At 62.8% G+C, this 17,892-nt stretch carries 17 protein-coding genes; 7 read left to right on the top strand and 10 right to left on the bottom strand.

The features are described 5' to 3' along the window. Positions 1 to 37: 37 nt before the first annotated feature. A complete protein-coding gene (locus QMX81_RS07540) occupies positions 38 to 1,648 on the top strand; it encodes an ABC-F family ATP-binding cassette domain-containing protein (protein ID WP_282260192.1) in 1,611 nt (536 codons plus the stop codon). Positions 1,649 to 1,658: 10 nt separating this feature from the next. Here QMX81_RS07540 and QMX81_RS07545 read toward each other — a convergent pair whose 3' ends face one another. Beyond that, a complete protein-coding gene (locus tag QMX81_RS07545; protein ID WP_282260193.1) occupies positions 1,659 to 2,990 on the bottom strand; it encodes a GTP-binding protein in 1,332 nt (443 codons plus the stop codon). 70 nt (positions 2,991 to 3,060) lie between these two features. Between QMX81_RS07545 and QMX81_RS07550 the strand changes: the two genes are divergently transcribed. Further along, positions 3,061 to 3,432, top strand: a complete 372-nt coding sequence (locus QMX81_RS07550; RefSeq protein ID WP_282260195.1) for a MerC domain-containing protein — start codon at positions 3,061 to 3,063, stop codon at positions 3,430 to 3,432. 22 nt (positions 3,433 to 3,454) lie between these two features. On the opposite strand, the gene QMX81_RS07555 is transcribed toward QMX81_RS07550, so the two are convergent. After that, positions 3,455 to 3,730: a metal-sensing transcriptional repressor gene (locus QMX81_RS07555; protein ID WP_282260197.1), complete on the bottom strand. Its 276-nt coding sequence runs from the start codon at positions 3,728 to 3,730 to the stop codon at positions 3,455 to 3,457. A gap of 52 nt (positions 3,731 to 3,782) precedes the next feature. Here QMX81_RS07555 and dmeF point away from each other — a divergent pair, with 52 nt between their 5' ends. Further along, a complete protein-coding gene (gene dmeF, locus QMX81_RS07560) occupies positions 3,783 to 4,802 on the top strand; it encodes a CDF family Co(II)/Ni(II) efflux transporter DmeF (protein WP_282260199.1) in 1,020 nt (339 codons plus the stop codon). A gap of 55 nt (positions 4,803 to 4,857) precedes the next feature. Here the strand turns inward: dmeF and QMX81_RS07565 are convergent, their stop codons facing one another. Further along, positions 4,858 to 5,196 (bottom strand): hypothetical protein, encoded by a 339-nt coding sequence (locus QMX81_RS07565; RefSeq protein WP_282260201.1) that lies wholly within the window; start codon positions 5,194 to 5,196, stop codon positions 4,858 to 4,860. A 993-nt stretch (positions 5,197 to 6,189) separates the two neighbouring features. On the opposite strand from QMX81_RS07565, the gene QMX81_RS07570 reads away from it, so the two are divergent. Further along, on the top strand, positions 6,190 to 6,609 hold the full coding sequence (locus tag QMX81_RS07570; protein WP_282260203.1) for a hypothetical protein: 420 nt from the start codon (positions 6,190 to 6,192) through the stop codon (positions 6,607 to 6,609). Positions 6,610 to 6,757: 148 nt separating this feature from the next. Here QMX81_RS07570 and QMX81_RS07575 read toward each other — a convergent pair whose 3' ends face one another. Continuing rightward, positions 6,758 to 7,243, bottom strand: coding sequence for a transposase (locus QMX81_RS07575; RefSeq protein WP_259261682.1), 486 nt, complete (start codon positions 7,241 to 7,243; stop codon positions 6,758 to 6,760). A 193-nt stretch (positions 7,244 to 7,436) separates the two neighbouring features. On the opposite strand from QMX81_RS07575, the gene QMX81_RS07580 reads away from it, so the two are divergent. Next, positions 7,437 to 8,279 (top strand): MnmC family methyltransferase, encoded by an 843-nt coding sequence (locus tag QMX81_RS07580; RefSeq protein ID WP_282260213.1) that lies wholly within the window; start codon positions 7,437 to 7,439, stop codon positions 8,277 to 8,279. A gap of 963 nt (positions 8,280 to 9,242) precedes the next feature. Here QMX81_RS07580 and QMX81_RS07585 read toward each other — a convergent pair. Both QMX81_RS07585 and QMX81_RS07590 read right to left on the bottom strand, forming a co-directional pair. Beyond that, entirely contained in the window at positions 9,243 to 9,419 is a 177-nt protein-coding gene (locus tag QMX81_RS07585; protein ID WP_183073794.1) for a hypothetical protein, read from the bottom strand. Between the two features lie 114 nt (positions 9,420 to 9,533). After that, positions 9,534 to 10,346, bottom strand: a complete 813-nt coding sequence (locus tag QMX81_RS07590; RefSeq protein ID WP_121042364.1) for an alpha/beta hydrolase — start codon at positions 10,344 to 10,346, stop codon at positions 9,534 to 9,536. Between the two features lie 537 nt (positions 10,347 to 10,883). Between QMX81_RS07590 and QMX81_RS07595 the strand changes: the two genes are divergently transcribed. Beyond that, a complete protein-coding gene (locus QMX81_RS07595) occupies positions 10,884 to 11,669 on the top strand; it encodes a cold shock domain-containing protein (RefSeq protein WP_282260217.1) in 786 nt (261 codons plus the stop codon). An 87-nt stretch (positions 11,670 to 11,756) separates the two neighbouring features. Here QMX81_RS07595 and QMX81_RS07600 read toward each other — a convergent pair whose 3' ends face one another. Next, positions 11,757 to 12,650 carry an HNH endonuclease gene (locus QMX81_RS07600; protein WP_282260219.1) on the bottom strand — a complete coding sequence of 298 codons (894 nt, stop codon included), beginning with the start codon at positions 12,648 to 12,650 and terminating at the stop codon, positions 11,757 to 11,759. Between the two features lie 435 nt (positions 12,651 to 13,085). After that, positions 13,086 to 14,225, bottom strand: coding sequence for a YncE family protein (locus tag QMX81_RS07605; RefSeq protein WP_282260221.1), 1,140 nt, complete (start codon positions 14,223 to 14,225; stop codon positions 13,086 to 13,088). 408 nt (positions 14,226 to 14,633) lie between these two features. Here QMX81_RS07605 and QMX81_RS07610 point away from each other — a divergent pair, with 408 nt between their 5' ends. Further along, positions 14,634 to 14,894: a hypothetical protein gene (locus QMX81_RS07610; RefSeq protein ID WP_282260224.1), complete on the top strand. Its 261-nt coding sequence runs from the start codon at positions 14,634 to 14,636 to the stop codon at positions 14,892 to 14,894. Between the two features lie 171 nt (positions 14,895 to 15,065). Here the strand turns inward: QMX81_RS07610 and QMX81_RS07615 are convergent, their stop codons facing one another. Together QMX81_RS07615 and QMX81_RS07620 are read right to left on the bottom strand one after the other, a co-directional pair. Beyond that, positions 15,066 to 16,700, bottom strand: coding sequence for a hypothetical protein (locus tag QMX81_RS07615; protein ID WP_282260226.1), 1,635 nt, complete (start codon positions 16,698 to 16,700; stop codon positions 15,066 to 15,068). Between the two features lie 65 nt (positions 16,701 to 16,765). After that, a complete protein-coding gene (locus QMX81_RS07620) occupies positions 16,766 to 17,866 on the bottom strand; it encodes a hypothetical protein (protein WP_282260228.1) in 1,101 nt (366 codons plus the stop codon). Positions 17,867 to 17,892 lie beyond the last annotated feature (26 nt).

Here is a 17,892-nt window from a genome sequence, read left to right on the forward strand (position 1 = left end):
CGCAGGAGGGGAGTCTTTGGCATCCAATGGAGGTCGCATGACCGCATTCGCTCTCACGCTCGATCGCGTGACGCATACCCTGCCCGACGGCCGGGTTCTGTTTTCCGAACTGTCCGCCGCGTTCGACGGCACCCCGACCGGCCTGGTCGGGCGCAACGGCGTGGGCAAAAGCCTGCTCGCGCACCTGCTCAGTGGCGATCTCACGCCCACGGCCGGCCGCATCGTGCGCAGCGGGCCGGTGCACCTGCTCACGCAGCACAGCGGCGTACCCGCAGGCCGTATCGCCGATCTGGCCGGTGTCGGCGCAGTGCTCGACGCCCTCCACCGGATCGAAGCCGGCAGCGTCGATCCGGACGACTTCACCCGTGTGGGGGAGCGCTGGGACCTCCGCGAGCAGTTGCAGGCGCAATGGCAGCTGCTCGGGCTGCCCGCGCTGGATCCCCTGCGGCCGGCGGCCACGCTCAGTGGTGGCCAGGCGATGCAGGTCGCGCTGGCCGGTGCGTTCCCGTCCGGTGCCGAGGGCCTGATCCTGGATGAACCCAGCAACCACCTCGACGCCGCCCATCGCGCACGCCTGATCGAGGCGCTGCAGCGCTGGCACGGCGGCCTGATCGTGATCAGCCACGACCGCACGCTGCTGCGGCACATGGCGCGCACCGTCGAACTGTCGCCCGGCGGGCTGCGCCAGTACGGCGGCAACTACGATCTCTACACCGAACAGAAGCAGGACCAGCGGCGCAGCGCGGATGCCCAACTGGCCCTGCGCAAGCGCGAGCGCCGCCAGCAGCAGACCGAGCTGCGCGATCAGCGCGAAAAGATGGCGCATCGGCAGGCGCGCGCCACACGCGAGGCACGCACCGCCAACCAGGCACCGATCCTGCTCGGTGGCATGAAGAACCGCAGCGAGCACAGCGCCGGCCGCTTGCAAACGCAGCAGAGCGAGCGCCGCACCGAACTGGATGCGCGCGTGCGCGAGGCCGCCGGCGAGGTAGAGCAGGACGTGGAAATCGCCCTGCTCGCCCCGGTGATCCGTCAGCCAGGGCCCCAGCGCGTGGCCGAGCTCATCGCCGCCGAACTGCCGTGGGTGCAGGCGCCCGGGAACACGCTGGATCTCACCGTGCAGCGCGGCCAGCGGATCGGCGTGCAGGGCCGCAACGGCAGCGGCAAATCCACGCTGCTGCGGCTGCTGGCCGGCACGTTGGTGCCGGTGTCGGGGCATGTCGAGGTCTCGGCCAGCGTCGCCCTGCTCGATCAGTCCCTCACGATGCTGCCCGATGACGCATCAGCGCTGTCACTACTGCAGCGCGCGCATCCGGTGGCCGACGAAGGCACGCTGCGCACGCAGTTGGCCCTGCTCGGCCTGGATGCCGAGCGCAGCCTGCGGCCGTTGGCCACGCTCAGCGGTGGCGAACGCTTGAAGGCGGCGCTGGCGTCGGTGCTGTACGCACAGACGCCGCCGCAACTGCTGCTGCTCGACGAACCCGGCAATCACCTCGACCTGCCCTCGCTGACCGCGCTGGAGCAGATGCTCCGCCAATACAGCGGCACGTTGATGATCGTGTCGCATGATGTCGCGCTACTGGAGGCGGTCGGCTTGAGCCATACCCTGCGCGCATCTGGTCAGGGGTGGCAGCTGACGCCGGTGTAAAGCGTTCGGCTCATGCGCGCGCCCACGCCGGGAACGCATCCGGCAACGACTGCCACAACAGCGGCCCGGCGCGCAGTTCCTCATCGTTGAGCAGGCAGGCATCCAGCTCGGCACGCACCGCGTGTTCGTCCATCGCCACGCCGATCACCGCCAGTTCCTGGCGGCGGTCGCCCCACCAGGGATGCCACAGCCTGCGCATCGCCTGGTACTCGCCGGCATCGCCGACCTGTTCCACGCTGGGCAGCGGCGCGGTCCAGCATGCCGCCTGCTGGCGGGCCCAGCCGATATCCGTGTAGGGCACGCGCGTGGGTGGCAGCTCGGGCACGGTGTTCTCCAGGCCCGCCTCCATACGCTCGCGTGAGGCGTACCAAACCCCCGCGACCGAGGTCTGCGTGGCCGCACCGACACTGGAGAGCTCCCCCACCGAGTCCATGCGGTTGGCCAGCCAGAAGAAGCCCTTGCTGCGGATCACGCTGCCCAGCCCGGTCTCCAGCAAGCGCGCAAAGCGTTGCGGATGGAACGGCCGGCGCGAGCGGTAGACGAAACTGGTGATGCCGTATTCCTCGGTCTCCGGCGTGTGCTGCCCGCGCAGCGCCTGCATCCAGCCTGGTGCCAGCTGGGCTTTGACGAAGTCGTAACGGCCGGTATCGAGCACCTCGTGCAGCGGCACGTTGCCGTGTTCGGACAGCACCAGCCGCGCATCGCGGTTCATCGCGCGCAGCACGGCCAGCGTGGACTGCAGCGTGTCGTCATCGATCACATCGCACTTGCTCACCACGATCACGTTGGCGAACTCGATCTGCTCGGCGAGGAGATTGACCACGCCACGGTCGTCGTCCTCACCGGCCTGCTGGCCGCGGTCGATCAGCCGATCGCTGGAGCCGAAGTCGTGCAGGAACTGCGCGCCATCCACCACCGTCACCAGCGTATCCAGCCGTGCGATGTCGCTGAGGCTGAAGCCGGCCTCATCGCGCACCGAGAAGGTCGCCGCGACCGGCATCGGCTCGGCGATCCCGGTCGATTCGATCAACAGATAGTCATAGCGCCCTTCCGCCGCGAGACGGCGCACCTCGTGCAGCAGGTCATCGCGCAGCGTGCAGCAGATGCAGCCGTTGCTGAACTCCACCAGCGTCTCCTCGGTGCGGCTCAGCGCCGCGCCGCCCTCGCGGACCAGCTGCGCGTCGACGTTGATCTCGCTCATGTCGTTGACGATCACCGCCACCCGGCGGCCCTCGCGGTTGCGCAGCAGCTGATTGAGCAGGGTGGTCTTGCCGGCACCGAGGAAGCCGGACAGCACCGTCACCGGAAGACGGGAATCATGAAGGGCAGCAGAGGCAGTCATGGCGGAGCAGGTCTGGAGGGGAAGTGAAATGTTACTATATAACATTCACAGACCAAGACCCCCACGCCCCATGAAGCGATCCTCTGCCCTGTTGGATGCCGGCGCCATCGCGCTGTCCGGCCTATGCCTGCTGCACTGCCTGGCCCTGCCGCTGCTTGCGGCGATGCTCCCGCTGATGGGGGTGTGGGCCGAAGCCGAGTGGGTGCATGCCCTGTTCGTGGCGATTGCTGCGCCGGTGACCGGCTTCGCGCTGTGGCGCGCGCACCGTCAGCACCGTCTGCCCGTGCTGGCGATGGCCACCGCGTTGGTCGGGCTGCTGTTGCTGCTGGCCGGTGCGATGGGCTGGCCGAGCCACGAGGCCGAGACCCCGATGACGGTAGTCGGCAGCCTACTGTTGGCCAGCACGCATGTGTGGAACGCCTGGCGGCGGCACCGGCACTGAGCCGGGGCGAGCGCTGCGCCGCCTACTTGCCGTAGGCGCGCAGCAGCTTGACCAGCACCTGGGCCTCGGCCGCGCGCTCGGCCGGATCGTCCGGGCCGACCACGTGCTCCTGCAGGTGATCATCGAGCAGCGCCATCAACAGTGCGTGTGCCGCCCCGCGCACGGCCGAGGCCTGCATCAGGACATCGGTGCAATCGGCATCGGCCGACTGCAGGGAGGCTTCGAGTGCGGCGACCTGGCCCGCCATGCGGCGGACCCGGGCGAGCAAGGGTTTGCGGTGATGTTGAACGTGCGACATGGGGCCGGAGCATATACCCTATGGGGGTATCTTCCAATGGCTGGATTGCCCCATGATCCTCAACGCTGCCGCCGACGCCCGCCGCCACACCCATCGGTTCGACGATGGCAATCCCCTGGCCGAGCGCAGCACGCAGCGCGCGCTCTGGCTGACCACGGCGATGATGATCGTGGAAATCATCGGCGGGTGGTGGTTCAACTCCATGGCCGTGCTCGCCGACGGCTGGCACATGAGCTCGCACGCACTGGCGCTGGGGCTGTCTGTGTTCGCGTACGGTTTCGCACGCCGCCATGCACACGACCATCGTTTTACCTTCGGCACCTGGAAGGTCGAGATCCTGGCCGGTTACACCAGTGCCATTGCCCTGCTCGGCGTCGCGCTGCTGATGGCCGTGCAGTCCGGGCAGCGGCTGTTCGTGCCCAGTGCCATCCACTACAACGAGGCCATTGCGATCGCGGTGGTCGGGCTGGCGGTCAATCTGCTGTGCGCATGGTGGCTGCGCGACAACCATGACCACGGGCATCACCCGCATGGCCAACACCATGGGCATGGGCACCACCACGCGCATGAGCAGAGCGGTCACGGCGGTCACGCAGACCACCACGACCACGGTCATGGCGCCCATGGCACCCAGGACCTCAACCTGCGCTCGGCCTACCTGCACGTCATCGCCGACGCCGCCACCTCGATGCTCGCGATCGCCGCGCTGATCGGCGGCAAGGTCTGGGGGGCAGCGTGGCTGGACCCGGTGATGGGCCTGGTGGGCGCAGTACTGGTCACCGTCTGGGCGATCGGCCTGCTGCGCGACACCAGCCGCGTGCTGCTGGATGCGCAGATGGACGCGCCCGTGGTGGCGGAGGTACGCGAGGTGATCGAACAGGGGCCGTGGTCGGCGCAGCTGTCCGACCTGCACGTCTGGCAGGTTGGCCGCGGCAAGTACGCGGTCGTGGCCAGCCTGGTCAGCGCCGATCCACTCAGTGCCGATCAGATCCGCGAGGCGCTCTCTGTGCATGAAGAGCTGGTGCACGTCACGGTGGAAGTGCACCGACTGGATGCGGCGCTGCCTGCTTGATCGACGCACCACCGCACGGAGTGGCCACGTCGGCAGCCGTGCCTCACTGGCTGCCTCAGTGCTTGAACATCATCCCGACCAGGAACAGCACCAGCGGCGCGGCACTGAGTAACGCGCCGATGATGCCCAGCCACGGCCAGCGCTCCTGACGCACGCGAGAGCCGACCGTCGCGATCAGGCCGACGGCCGCTGAAGCGAGTACGCCGATGGAGACGCCGGTGGTGCTGGCGCCTGCGGTGACCCCGTGGTTGGCGGCGGTGGCGACGTGGGCAGCGGCGGCGCCGATGGGGAGGCCGAGGAAGCTGGCAAGGCCGAGCAGCGGCAGTCGCTGAGCCTGTCGTTCAACCGGCGCAGAGGATCGAACGGGGCGGATCTTCTCTTCGTGCACGCGCATGCCTCTTTTGGGGAAGCTAAAACCTACACCCTTCCGTGCTGAATGCCGATGGTAGATCGCCGCCCATGTAGTGCATCACCAAGGAGAGTATTGGGCCGGTGAACGTGCGCTAGGCAGACGATCCGAAACACGAATCACATCCGCTTCAATTGTATGACCCTCGGCACGTCTTGGCAGTAGGCAACGAACCAGACTGGACACTCCAACAACCACTGCATTCGAGTTCAGTATGCGATATCTCAATCTTCTCCTGATTGCCTCCATCCCTTTTTCGTCACATGCAGATGAGCAATCAACGATAGACGACCGAATTGAGTTCGACTCACTAGGTCAACGCGTAGTCATTCGCACCAGTCCGTGGGCGGGCCTCAAGGGCACAACGGTAAATGTTGAGCAGAAGCTGTACGTCAATGAGGACGGAAACCTTCACTACAACTATCACCAGCAGAGCACTTCCACACAGCTATTCCATCAAACGCTGTGCGCTGAGGATGGAATGCTCCCTGCGATGGGCGGCGAGACCGTTTTTATCGGTAGTACTACAGGATGGCACTGCAGCAGGGTAGTGGAGTACGACCCAGATGCCCCGCCACTCCAAACGGAGAGCTCTCTCAATCCAGTGAAATCAGTGGACTACGTGTTCACCAATGCCCCCAGCGGAAGCGCCGCTGTTGGAGTCAACTTCTATTCAACGGGATCAGCTCGTTTCCAGAGCTCGCAGGCCGGATCGCTACGGGGAAGCGTTCAAGTAGACGGTCGCTGCAGCACATATTTCTCCCAGTACTATGGCACTCCGTTCACCGGTGATCACAGTGCTCGCGTGGTGTGCATCGTCCACCAGCCTAGGTTCGTCTCCACGGGTGCGGAAGCCTGTGTACCGAAGCAATGCGGTCGAAGCACCGGCACCATTTCGGTGAGATGACGAAGCATGTCTACACCGGATCCTGCGCGGCGGTGCTTACAATGCCCCACCACCCGCCGCTAGGATCCGACATGCGCCTGTTGCCTTTCCTGCTCCTCCTCTCCCCGCTCCTGCTGACCGGTTGCGGCAAGGACAACAGCGCCGGCGTGTTCTCCTCCGATCCGATGCTCGGCTGCTTCTCCACCCACGCGCGCAAGCCGGCGGAGTTCCGGATCGATCATCAGCAGGGCCAGTACTACGTGTCCTTCAACCGCGATGAGCAATGGCAGCGCGATGCCACGCCGCTGCAGGAATCCAGCCGCGCCGAGATCGCCCAGTTCTTCCGCGACGATGCCGACCAGATCAACAAGGCCCTGGTGCGCCCCGGTGGCGGCTTCGGCATCTTCAAGTTCAACCCGGGAGCCACGCTCAAGGGTAAGGCCAAGGACAGCGACTACATGGCGCTGGTCCTGATCGGCGCTGGGCCGGTGTTCCCGGTGAAATGCCCCTGATCGCCACGATGCGTCGCGCCCGCCTGCCGGGCCACTGGTGCTGGCTGCGGCCCATCGCACCCCCGCACCGGTGACCCGGCCCGCAACACCCATCCCCTGCACCGCCCCACCCGCAACCCCACGCAGGCGGGGATCCCATCCCCGTACTTCAACATGGCTCTTCCGGTTCGCGGCGCCCGCGATGAATCGAGCTGTATGGCCATTGCGTCGCGTCACGCACATGCCCGTGCTTGACCGGGTTGTGGTGCACATACGCCACATGCCGCTGCAGATCTTCGGCATCCACGATCCGATGCTCGCGAAACCCGTTGTGCCAGAGCGGCCGCAGGCTGCGATCACGCCGGAGCTGCAGCCGTGGATCGGTCATCGGCAGCTGGCGGTCGAAGATCGCCTGGATCTGCGCCCAGCGGCGGTGCCCTTCCTCGTCGCCCTCCGGCAGCGTCCACACCCCATGCAGATGGTCCGGCAGCACCACGATCGCATTGATCCGGAACGGCCGCGCCTGCTGCGCCACCCGGAACGCCAGCCGCAGGATCTGCGCCTGTTCCACCAGCAGGCTGCTGCTGCGATCGCGCAGGTGCGCGCTGAAGAAATAGGTGGTACCGGTCGGCCAGAGGATGTGGTCGTAGGACATGACCCAAGTATCCGAAGCGTCCCTGCGCAGTTCGATCAGCGCACTCCCCGCCGGCGCCTCGGATACCCGCGCACACGTGGGTCGGAATCCTCGCAGCTCGGGGCCGCATGACGGCCGGCCAGCGGCTTCTCAGGTACGATGCCCACCCCTGACTGCCCTACCGTCTGGCGCTCGCGCCGCGGCCTGAGATCCCGTGCCCCACTACACCGGCCCCCTGCTGACCCGCCCGCTCGCCGAGAGCCTGACCCGCGCCCGCGATGCCGGCACCGGGGAATGGACCGGCTCGCTCGACCTCGGCCGCTCCACCGGCACCGCCACGCTGGCCGCCGACCACTGGCAGTGGAAGGGCGAGACCTACGCCTATCCCGGCAAGACCAAGGACCGCACCCTGTACTACTGGGACGGCGAGGAATTCCTGGCCATCTCGCGCTTCGGCTCGGCGTTGATCAAGCTGGTGCCGACCGACTGGGACGCGCCGACCTTCGAGATCGACGGGATCAAGATGCTGCCCAGCGCGCAGGTCTCCCCGTTCGAGGATGCCCGCCGCAAGGTCGCGTTGATCGCACCGGCCGGCAAAACCGTTCTGGATACCTGTGGCGGCCTGGGCTACTTCGCGGCGTGCTGCCTGGAAGGTGGGGTGACCCGTATCCGCTCGTTCGAGAAGAATCCGGATGTGCTGTGGCTGCGCACGCTCAATCCGTGGTCGCCCGATCCGGACGCGGAAAGCAGCGGCGGTCGTCTGGCGCTGAGCCAGGGGGACGTGTCGCAGGAGATCGAAGGGCTGGAGACCGCCTCGGTCGATGCGATCCTGCACGATCCGCCGCGCTTCGGCATCGCCGGCGAACTGTATTCACAGGTGTTCTACGACCAGCTCTCACGCGTCATCCGCAAGGGCGGCCGGATGTTCCACTACACCGGTGCGCCGAACAAACTGACCAGCGGCCGCGATGTGCCGCGCGAGGTCGCCAAGCGGCTGGAAAAGGCAGGCTTCAAGGCCGAGCTGGCGATGGATGGGGTGCTCGCGGTCAAGCGCTGAGCAAGGGGCTGGTCAACTGCCGCGTGGCAGTTTGGCCGCCCACATGTTGTCGACCAGATTGGGATTCTCTTTACAACAGAGACAACAGATAGGTCTTAGTGTGTTGCTTCTGACTGATGCGTAGAGCAACGCACAGTTCAAGAAAATGATAGTGGGCAGCATGATCTGACCGAGCTGAGCTCGTTCACCAGAGAACGCCGATGCCCATGTTTATTCTTCTACTTTCCGCAGCAGTCACCATGCCGGTCACGCCCCCGCCCGCTGCCTATCGTGATGAACACACCCAAGAGCGCGACGGCACCAAGCGCATCGTGCGCACCACACAATGGTCTGATCTGGACGGCGGTTTACTCCCTGTGGAGCAGAAGCTTCGACCCAATCCAGATGGCTCCTTTTCCTATTTTTTCTCAGAGCAATCAATCGCGACCCAGTTGTACCACCACGCACTATGTGAGCAGGATGGAATGACAGCGGGCCAAGGCGAAGGCATTTTAAGCGGCCCCGATGCAATCGGAGGTTGGTCATGCGAACAAGACGACGACGAAGATCTCCCCGTGCCCCGACTGGAGCAGGATCCAGAGTCGACATCATCGTCAGAAGGAACGCTTTTGCATGACGACCGCTCAGCGGACTACGTGTTCGCCTACGCGCCGTCTGGCAACGTGGGAGTGAGTGAGAACTTCCGCGCTCACGGTAGCGTTCGTTTTCGCACAACCCGCGCCGGCAACGCGGAGGCCCTGATTGGCGTCGACAACAGGCGTTGTGTCTACAGAGTATCTCGATACTACTCGGCAGGTACAACCGGAAGCTTCGCACCTTGGGTGAATTGCATCGTACATGTACCCACTACTGTCCCCACAGAGACAGTCGGATGTATACCTTGGGGATGCGCCACCGACCGTGGACGGGTTGTCGCCTATTAGTCAGCTGTGCCACAACGAGAAAGCATAGAAGCGCGAGCGATCAACTGCCGCGTGGCAGTTTAGCCGCCCACATGTTGTCGACCAGATTAGGATAGCGCCGCCCGTTTTCCTCGGCGCGCTGACGGGCCGCGCTCTTCTGCGCCTCGGAGAGCGGCTGCGACTTCTTCTTCCCATTGGGACTGGGCTTCTTCCAGGGCGGTGTCTGGGACTGGCGCATGGACGATCTCGTATGGGCGGGCGCTGGATTCCAGCTCAGCGGGTACAGCGTACAAGAACGCCCGACACGTGATCTCAACGTGCCGGGCGCGCATGGCGGAGAGCGACCTGCGACTTACTTCTTCAGGAAGTCCAACAGTGCCTTGTTGAACGCATCGGCATGGCTGGCATTGCAGCCGTGCGGCGCGTCCTTCAGGACCACCACTTCACTGCCCGCGATGGCCGCATGGGTGCGCTTGCCCGAGCCCTCGAACGGGACCGTGCCATCGCTGTCGCCGTGCAGCACCAGGGTCGGCACCGTGACCTTCTTGAGGTCGCCGCGGAAGTCGGTCGTGCCGAACGCCTTCATGCAGCCCAGCGCGGCGGTCTGGTCGGACTGCTGGCACAGCTTGATCGCGGCCTGGCGTTCTTCTTCGCTGACCTTGAGCTCGCCGTTGGCACTGAAGAAATCCTTGGTAAAGCCATCGAAGAAGGTGTCGCGGTCCTTCTCCAGGCCTTCGCGCATCTCATCGGCCTTTTCCTGGGTCAGCGGGCCCTCGGGGTTGTCGCTGGTCTTGAGCATGTAGGGCGGCACCGCCGAGGCGAACACCACGCTGTGCAGGCGCGATTCGCCGTGCTTGGCGACATAGCGCGCCACTTCACCACCGCCCATGGAGAAGCCGACCAGGGTGGCGTCCTTCAGATCCAGATCCTCGATCACACCGGCCAGATCATCGGCGAGCGTGTCGTACTCGTAACCATCGGACGGCTTGTCCGAGCGCCCGAAACCACGGCGGTCGTAAGCCACCACGCGGTACCCCGCCTCGCGCAGCGCGGGGACCTGGGCCTTCCACGATTCGGCCGACAGCGGCCAGCCATGGATCAGCACCACCGGGCGGCCGGTACCACCGGAATCTTCAACGTGCAGACGAACGCGGGAAGCAGCCATGGGAACTCCTTGGAGCGATGGGGAAGGAATGTTCGATCCTAGGGAGAGGGGGTTGGGTGAGCCGTGAAAGAAAGCGCGATGTCGCTGACGTGACGTGCACAGGGCTGACTGGTGCCGGCCGGGGTGTTCAAGGGGTAAGAGGGAGGAATGAGAGGCCACGATCTCAGGATTTGCGACACCTCAGGACGATAGTTGTCATGGGGCATCGTCGACACTGGGAACCGGTACATGGACTGTCGTGAGATCACGCCGGACACTGATGCGGGCGCAGGGCCCAGCCAGTCCGGGGTATCCTGCTGTGGGCTGGCCGTCACCTTGCTACTGCATGGATTCGGTACGCACCCGGCATCGCGCAAAGCGTTGAGCGCTGCACTGCGGCGGATACCGGCGAGCGAGTGCTGTGCCAGCTGTCTGCTGTTGCGTGGACACCGCACGGTTTAGACCTCGCCGTCACTCAGGTAGATCGGTGCACACGGCTCAAGCCAGCGCGGTACCGGCCGATATGGCTGCGACACAACACGAGTCAGGCACGCCACCATGGAAGGTACCCTCCGCAGCTTTCTGCCCAGCAAGGGCTATGGCTTTATTCGCGGCGACGACGGCCGCGACTACTTCGCACATCAATCCCAGTTCGTCGGAACGCAGGCACCCATAGAGGGCCTGCGGGTGAGATTCGAGGAAGCCGCATCTCCTAAGGGCTACCGCGCGATGGCCATCCGCACGTTGGAGGTGGTGGAAGCTGACCGGTGGACTACCCCTAATGAAATCCTGCATTCCCGTGGCCCCACGTTCCAAGATTGGGAAACGCTGGAGTCGTCGCTTTGGACGGTACACAGCAGCAGTCGCGAGTCACCTGATGCGGCGCGCTTGGAGGCACTGCTGCATGCAAAAGCACTAGGTGCCAGTGGTTTAGCGCTCATGAAGTACTACACCACCACCGGCAGCGAGCCGGCAAATGGCGGCAGCCGTGGCACGCATCGCTACACCATTCATCATTTTTGCGCCCATCCAGTCGTTCTAGGCCGACTAAGCGCAGAGGGTCAGTACCGAGCTGCGGAGCTGAAGGGCTTGGATGCACGCATCACTGCCGCGAAGACGGCCGCCGTGATGCGAACCGACGCGAGCACGCGAAAGGCGTGGCTGTCTTTTGGGATGTTGGGAGTTGCCCCTGCTTCCGTTATCGCACTCTGGGCGCTGATAAAGGGCATACCGATCTCCCTCACGGCCGGCATGCTCGGCTGCGGCTTAGCGCTGATGATGGGAATGGCTACGTTGGCAGCACGGAAGAACCATGACGCTTGGCTGCAACCGCCGTTGACGTAGAGATCGACAGCGGCCTAGCAGAGGGCCGCTTCGCAGCCCTCCCTCCGTCTCAAATCTGTAGCCCTGGCAATTCCTATCAGCGGCCGATTACTTCCGTAGGATCTCGCTTCGGTGATAGGCCATATAGAGCCGTTGCTGCTCGGACAGAGGCTTCGTAACCGCGACCTGACCCAGATCCCACTTGGATTTGACCTCCGCAGGCAGCTGAGCGCTAATCAACAGGTCACCAAGATCGTCGAAGGAGATGTATCCCTTGTCGAACAATCGATCAATGTGAGGCGAGAGCATCAGCCCGTTGTTGCCGTCAAGCCGCGCCTCATTGTCGCTCTTCGACCAAGGCTTGATGTGGCTCGCTGTCAGAAATCGCTCATCGTCTATTCCGGTGACACGGCAACGAATCTCGGTGGCGCTCACACGGCGGCGGAATAGACCTTGTCCCCTACGGGCCTTGATCAGCTGCTCCTTCTCCGTGACCGTCAGATTCTTGTCCTGAAAAATCCCGGCTGCTGCTGCCTCGGCGAGCTTCTCGTCACCTTCTTCACCGATAAGTGAAAGGAGCGCTTTAGCCAAGGAAGGAGAGATATGAGCCAGGTACACCTGGTTCGCATCCCCGTTGGCCTGAAGGGGTGAGTACTTGTCGGGCAGCAGGGGGGCCAAGAGATCCATGCGATCCCGGGGTCGCACCTTGTTCTCCAGCAAGGTGTAATCAACCTTGACGTACCAGCCCTTCTCCGTCCAATTGGGATCCGCCGTCTTGAACTCCGCGGGCTTATCTCGGCTCTTATGCGGCTCCACGACAACCGCCAGTGCTTGGATGTAGGTGTCCACGAACGAAAAGACGATGTCGCCCGGCTGGACCTTCGTCATGTTGTCGTAGAACTCACTCCTGCCTCCGTCGCTCCGTTGCTTGGGCGACCATAGGTAGCCTCCGTTCAGCGCGATCTTAAAGGTCTTATTCTGGTTAACCCACCAATAGTTCATCCCTGTTCCTATCTCTTAAGTCATTAGCCCGTCTATTGACGGGTCGACTTGCGATAGTAACTAGCTATTGTCGTGTTTGGCACCATTTTGACCGTGGACACAGCGTTACTTAGGGACTCTGACGAGTAACCCTAAACTTCGCAGAAGGTTGGCCGATGTTGTTGTGCGGACCTATCCGGGGCAGCTTTACTGCCCCGGATGTATAGCGCTGGCGCTCGCAGATGCGACGGCCCCACCAAAATAGCTAGCTGGACGCTGCTGCGATGGCGCGTGCCGGACAGACGTACTGTGCACCGTCGAAGTAAGGCATCGACCGCGATTTACCTGCCCAACGCATGAATAGAAATGCGACCGCCTGCTTAAGGATCACCACACTTGGACGTAGCAAGCTGCCCGGCGCATATCTGCTACCGGGCAGCGCGTCCCTACTATTTGTTACAGCGCAATCCGGGCAACAGACTCTTCACTTCCCTTCGGCTCGCTGTCACCATTCTTGACAGTCACGTACAGCACGTTCTTCTTGGCATCCAGCGCCAGGCTGTTCGGGTGCGTCGGCACCGCGTACGTGGCCACCTGCTTGTAGGTGTCGCTGTTGTACGCAGTAACGGTGCCGCCATCGCGATTGGTGACGTACAGACGCTTGCGCGGTGCGTCCAGCAGGATACCCAGCGGACCGGCATCAGTCGGGATGCTGGCAAGTTCCTTGCCGGTGGAACGGTCCAGCACCAGCACACGCTGGCCCGGATGCTTCGATTCGAAGGCCGAGCTGCTGGCCTGGTACTTGCGGATCATCTCCGAGCCCTGGTCGGTCACGAACAGGCTCTTGCCGGCGGGATCCAGCGCGATGTTCATCGGCTGCTCGGCACTGACCTTGAAGCGCTGCTCGACCTTGCCGCTGTCGGTACCGACAGTGACGACCTCGGCCAGCAGGTTGGAGGTGTACACGCGCTTGGCCTTGGCATCCAGCGCCAGACCCGGTGCCTTGGCGTTGCCCAGGCCCGGAATGGTGTTGATGACCTTCAGCGACTGCGTGTCCACCACGAACAGCACGCTGCCCTCACCCGAGTGACCGGTGACGTACAAGCGGTTGTTGGCGCCATCAACGACCAGCTCGCGCAGATCGTGCGTGTAAGCGGCCTTGCCGTCCTTGCCGACCTTCTTTTCCATCAGCTGCACGATGCCGACGGAGGTGTTGGCGGCGGTGTCCACCACGGTGACCGAGGTATCGACGGTGTTGCCGACGTACAGGCGGTTGTTGGCGTCGTCCAGCACCACGCCGAAGGCCTTGCGCTGCAGCGGAATGGCGGTTTCGACGGCCAGGGTTTCCGGGTTCAGGCGCAGGACATGGGACGGACCAGCGGCATCACCGAAGCCGCCCGAGGAGGCGACGAACAGGGCGTTCTGCTTGGGGCTGAAGGCCAGCTCATAAAGGCCCTGGGCGACGGCTTTACGCTGGACGGCGGTGCTGCTGGCAGATGCGGTGGCCTGGTCAGCGGCGAAGGCCGACGGGGCGCCAAGGCTCAGGGAGATGGCGAGGGCCAGAGCGGCCGAGCAGATTACGGAATTGCGGTACATGCGAGCTTCCTTGAAGGGGCACGGGAGGGTGTCCTGGCTCGCTGGGCCGTACATGTGACGGCCGGCCCCGCATCTGTCTGCGCTGGGTGGGCTGGCTGGGTTTGCGGGGGAATGGTAGCAGGATGGCCAGAATGGTGCCGCCAACGAGTTCGGGCCTGCCTGCGACACCCGTTGTCGCATCAGATCGCAGACTTAAACGGGACGGAACGAACGACGGGCAAGGATGCCCGATCTCCCAAGACAAAAGGAAATGCAATGTTCAGGATCATTGGAGCCGCGGTTGTGTATGGATTTGCCCTGTACGGTCTTGGAGCCTGGCTGGCCGATCAGCAGAGCGGCGACTCAGCGAACTGACGCAGCGCTGGTACAGTCAGATCGCACGCTTAGATGATGCGGCCTGATCGCCGCGTGCGCCGGATGCCTGCCACGCAAATACGCGCATGGCGCGTTTGCAGTGCTTTCGCAGAGTCGTTCGACAAACCAAAAGACAATAGGAGCCAGGTCTACCAATCGGTGGAGCTGGCTCTTATTGCTATGGAAGATGCTCCAGATGATGTGACCCATCCGCGTCCGGACCTGCCGCCGCTGCTGCCTGCAGAAATCTACACGCCTGCAAGTTCACATCGACAAAGGCATCCCATGACATTGTCGCTGCGTAGTGTCGGCTGAACTGCAGATCGACCCGACAGATGTCGGGCCGATCTTCGTAAATGCCACACCTTCGCGTAGCCACTACGTAATGGCGACAGGTGCCATCGCCACGATCCAAGAATTGAGTCTGCTCAGCCGCGTTGACGTGCTGGCAACACAAGCCACATGCGCTGCACGGAAAGACCTCGCTCATGCCTTCGCAAGGCCACTCAACCAGGAACGGGTGGCAACAGTGTCGCCCAGCTGGAATGGCAGCTCAATCCCGCGCCGCTCGGCCTCCACTGTCAGCAACCATGCGCACTCAAGCTCGGAGTTGCAGGAGCTGAGATCTTCAGCGAATGCCACCATCGCACAAGGATCGACATTCAACTCCAGTTCTGCGAGCTGCTGAAGATATGCATCAAGTCGTCGATTGATCTCAACAAAATCGGCCAATGTCTGCACATGCGCGCTGCGTGCGACGAAGTCCCATATCTTCGCCGCTAATGGACTGTGCAACAGCGACCATGTCAGGCCAAGCGTCACCACGCCACTGATCAGTGCCGCCAAGAAGGAGGTAATTGGCCCACCCACGATAGGTGTTGCGGCTAGCGCCCCCAACTGGGTCAACACCAGCGACGCCGCAACGGCGCCTGCACCTACGGTAAGGGCCGCCAATGCCGCTCGCTTCTTCTCCGTGTCATTCAATCTTCCCGGATTGAGGCACATAATCTTGATCGATTTGACCAAGGATCCCCACATTTCTCGCATGACTTTGGCTGCGATCTTTGCTGACTTTGCAAAGATGTTGAATACCGTGGTCGTTATGCTCGCAGCGACCCCGCCGAGAAAGGCATCCCCGAACTCCGTCATGAGGTCCCGGAATCGTCGCTGCACTCGTCGCCAAATGCCCTGGAGCATCACACTGACGCGGCGCAAGAAGCGATCGAAGGTGAAGTTCCTGCCAAGGCTTTTCATGGCCGCCGGCAACCTGGCGCGCAGCTCGAACCAGACTTCACCCGCAACCAGTCCTAGAACTTGACGCAACCCCATGCGGAAGCCGGTATTGACCGACGCAATGGCCGTGTTCTTAAGGAAACGACTGCCGGTGTAGTAGGTGACATTCACCTCCTTCTCGTAGGCTTCGCGGGCTTCCGCGTCGCGCTTGCGCATTCCATCGGCATCAATGGACTTCAGCGTCTCGTTCCGCTTGCCAATCTTGTTGATGCCGGCTTCCAGCGTCCGCGCCTCATGCTGCTGCTCAGGCGTGTCGCGCGGCATCGCATCAAGCTTTCGCTGAAGCGCGGCGATATTAGCTTCGTTCTTGGCAATGGTCTTGGAGACGTCCGCCAGGTACTGATCAATCGGCTTGGCACCCTTCGACGCGTTGATTGTCTCGTGCGTCGACTGCAGATTGCTGCTGCGATTTGCGACTTCAACGCCGTTCAGACCAGCCAGTACGCGGCCTGGGTCCTCGTGGATCTCCTTGGCTGCGACAACGTGGTCGAGTGCGCGCTTGTCAGCAGCCGTCATCAAAGTGTCACGGTACGGATCTCGCAGCGAACCCAATTGGTGTGCGGCCTTGTCTGCCGCACCCTTGCTCTTGTAATTCGGGTGCGTATGGTAGGCAGTAGAGTCGTAGTGACCACGATCTTCGTACCGGTGTTTCTCGGTCAACGTCGCGTAATGCCCTTGGCGAGCATTGTGGATGGTATCCACATCCCCGCCTTCCTTGTCCTTTAGCAGCAGGAAATCTAGGCCAAAACTTGTCACCAGGCTGCTGACAACTGTCTTCTCCAGCTCGGGAATCCAGTCGAAGTCGTGGTTTGCGTATGTTGTGTTCATATGGGTGGCCGGAGGCGAGATCCAGGGGGGGGGCGACGGACGTGTCTGGTCCGCCGCCAAGGAGATCACTGCGCGTTAAAACGCATCGCACTATTGCGGCCAGTGCCCAACGCAGCATCGATCCCTTCCGAGTTGAGGATCAACGATCCGTCTTCATCGGTTTCCATCTCTGGCATGCCTTCGGCGTTGACGACCACATCGTCGTTCGTGACCTTCACCTTGAACAGAGGAGTGGAGATGATGTCCGTGAGAATTGCAGCGAGTGCGTAGCCGTTGCCAATGGCCAACATGATCTCTTGTTCGAACTTTGCGAGCTCTTCGTCAACATCGCGGCCAAGGCGCTTCAAGCTGCCGATGAGACTATCGATACCTTCAAGAGTATCCAAGTAGTGGTCAAAGTTGACCCGGATCTCCTCTAGTGCGGACTTAACTTTGCGAGCTGCCAAGTCTGTCTTCGCCATCAGCTTGGACGCCGCCTCGAGCTTGGGAATTGCCTTGTCTACTTCAGCGCTCGCCTGCTTGGCGTTCTTCAATGCCATTTCGCCATGGCTGTCATACGCCCAACCAGCAATGGCCAAGATGGGGGCGGCAACCGCGGCACCTAGAATCGCAGTGCCGCCTGCCATGCCCAGACCACCGGCTGCCAGGGAGCCGCCACCAATAGCTGCCAACGTGGCATTGGTGGCCGCGACGCCCGCCAGGCTTGAAATGGCCGTACCTGTCGACGCAGCGGCAAAGGTCATGACACCCCCATATACCGCAAAGCCAGCGGCTACACCGCCTGCACCCGCACCCGCGATACTACCCAGCACGCCTACTGCAGAGTAGGTATATGCCTCCACTTTCTGCAGGGTATGCCTGGGCAGCTTGACCTCCAGCTTGAGCTCGCGACTCTGGTTCAACTGCTGCAACAGTGCAGCGGATAGTGTCGAGAATCGCTCGAATTCCTTACCGATGCTCAGCTCCAGGTTCCCTAGCGTATCCAGGGATTCCATGGTCTTTTTCTCTTGCCTATCGAACTGATCACGACGGACCTGATAGCGCGAACGAGCGGAATCGACGATTCCGTCGGATTCACTATGCTTCTTGTAACCATCGTAGGCCTTCTTGGCGCCGATGGAGGCGGCAGCTGCTACGCCGAGACCGATGAGAATGGGGATGGGCATGTCCGTATTTCCTAGCAGTGGTGGGT

Origin of the sequence: Stenotrophomonas sp. PS02301, assembly GCF_029959485.1 — a bacterium.
Taxonomy (GTDB): Bacteria; Pseudomonadota; Gammaproteobacteria; order Xanthomonadales; family Xanthomonadaceae; genus Stenotrophomonas; species Stenotrophomonas maltophilia_Z.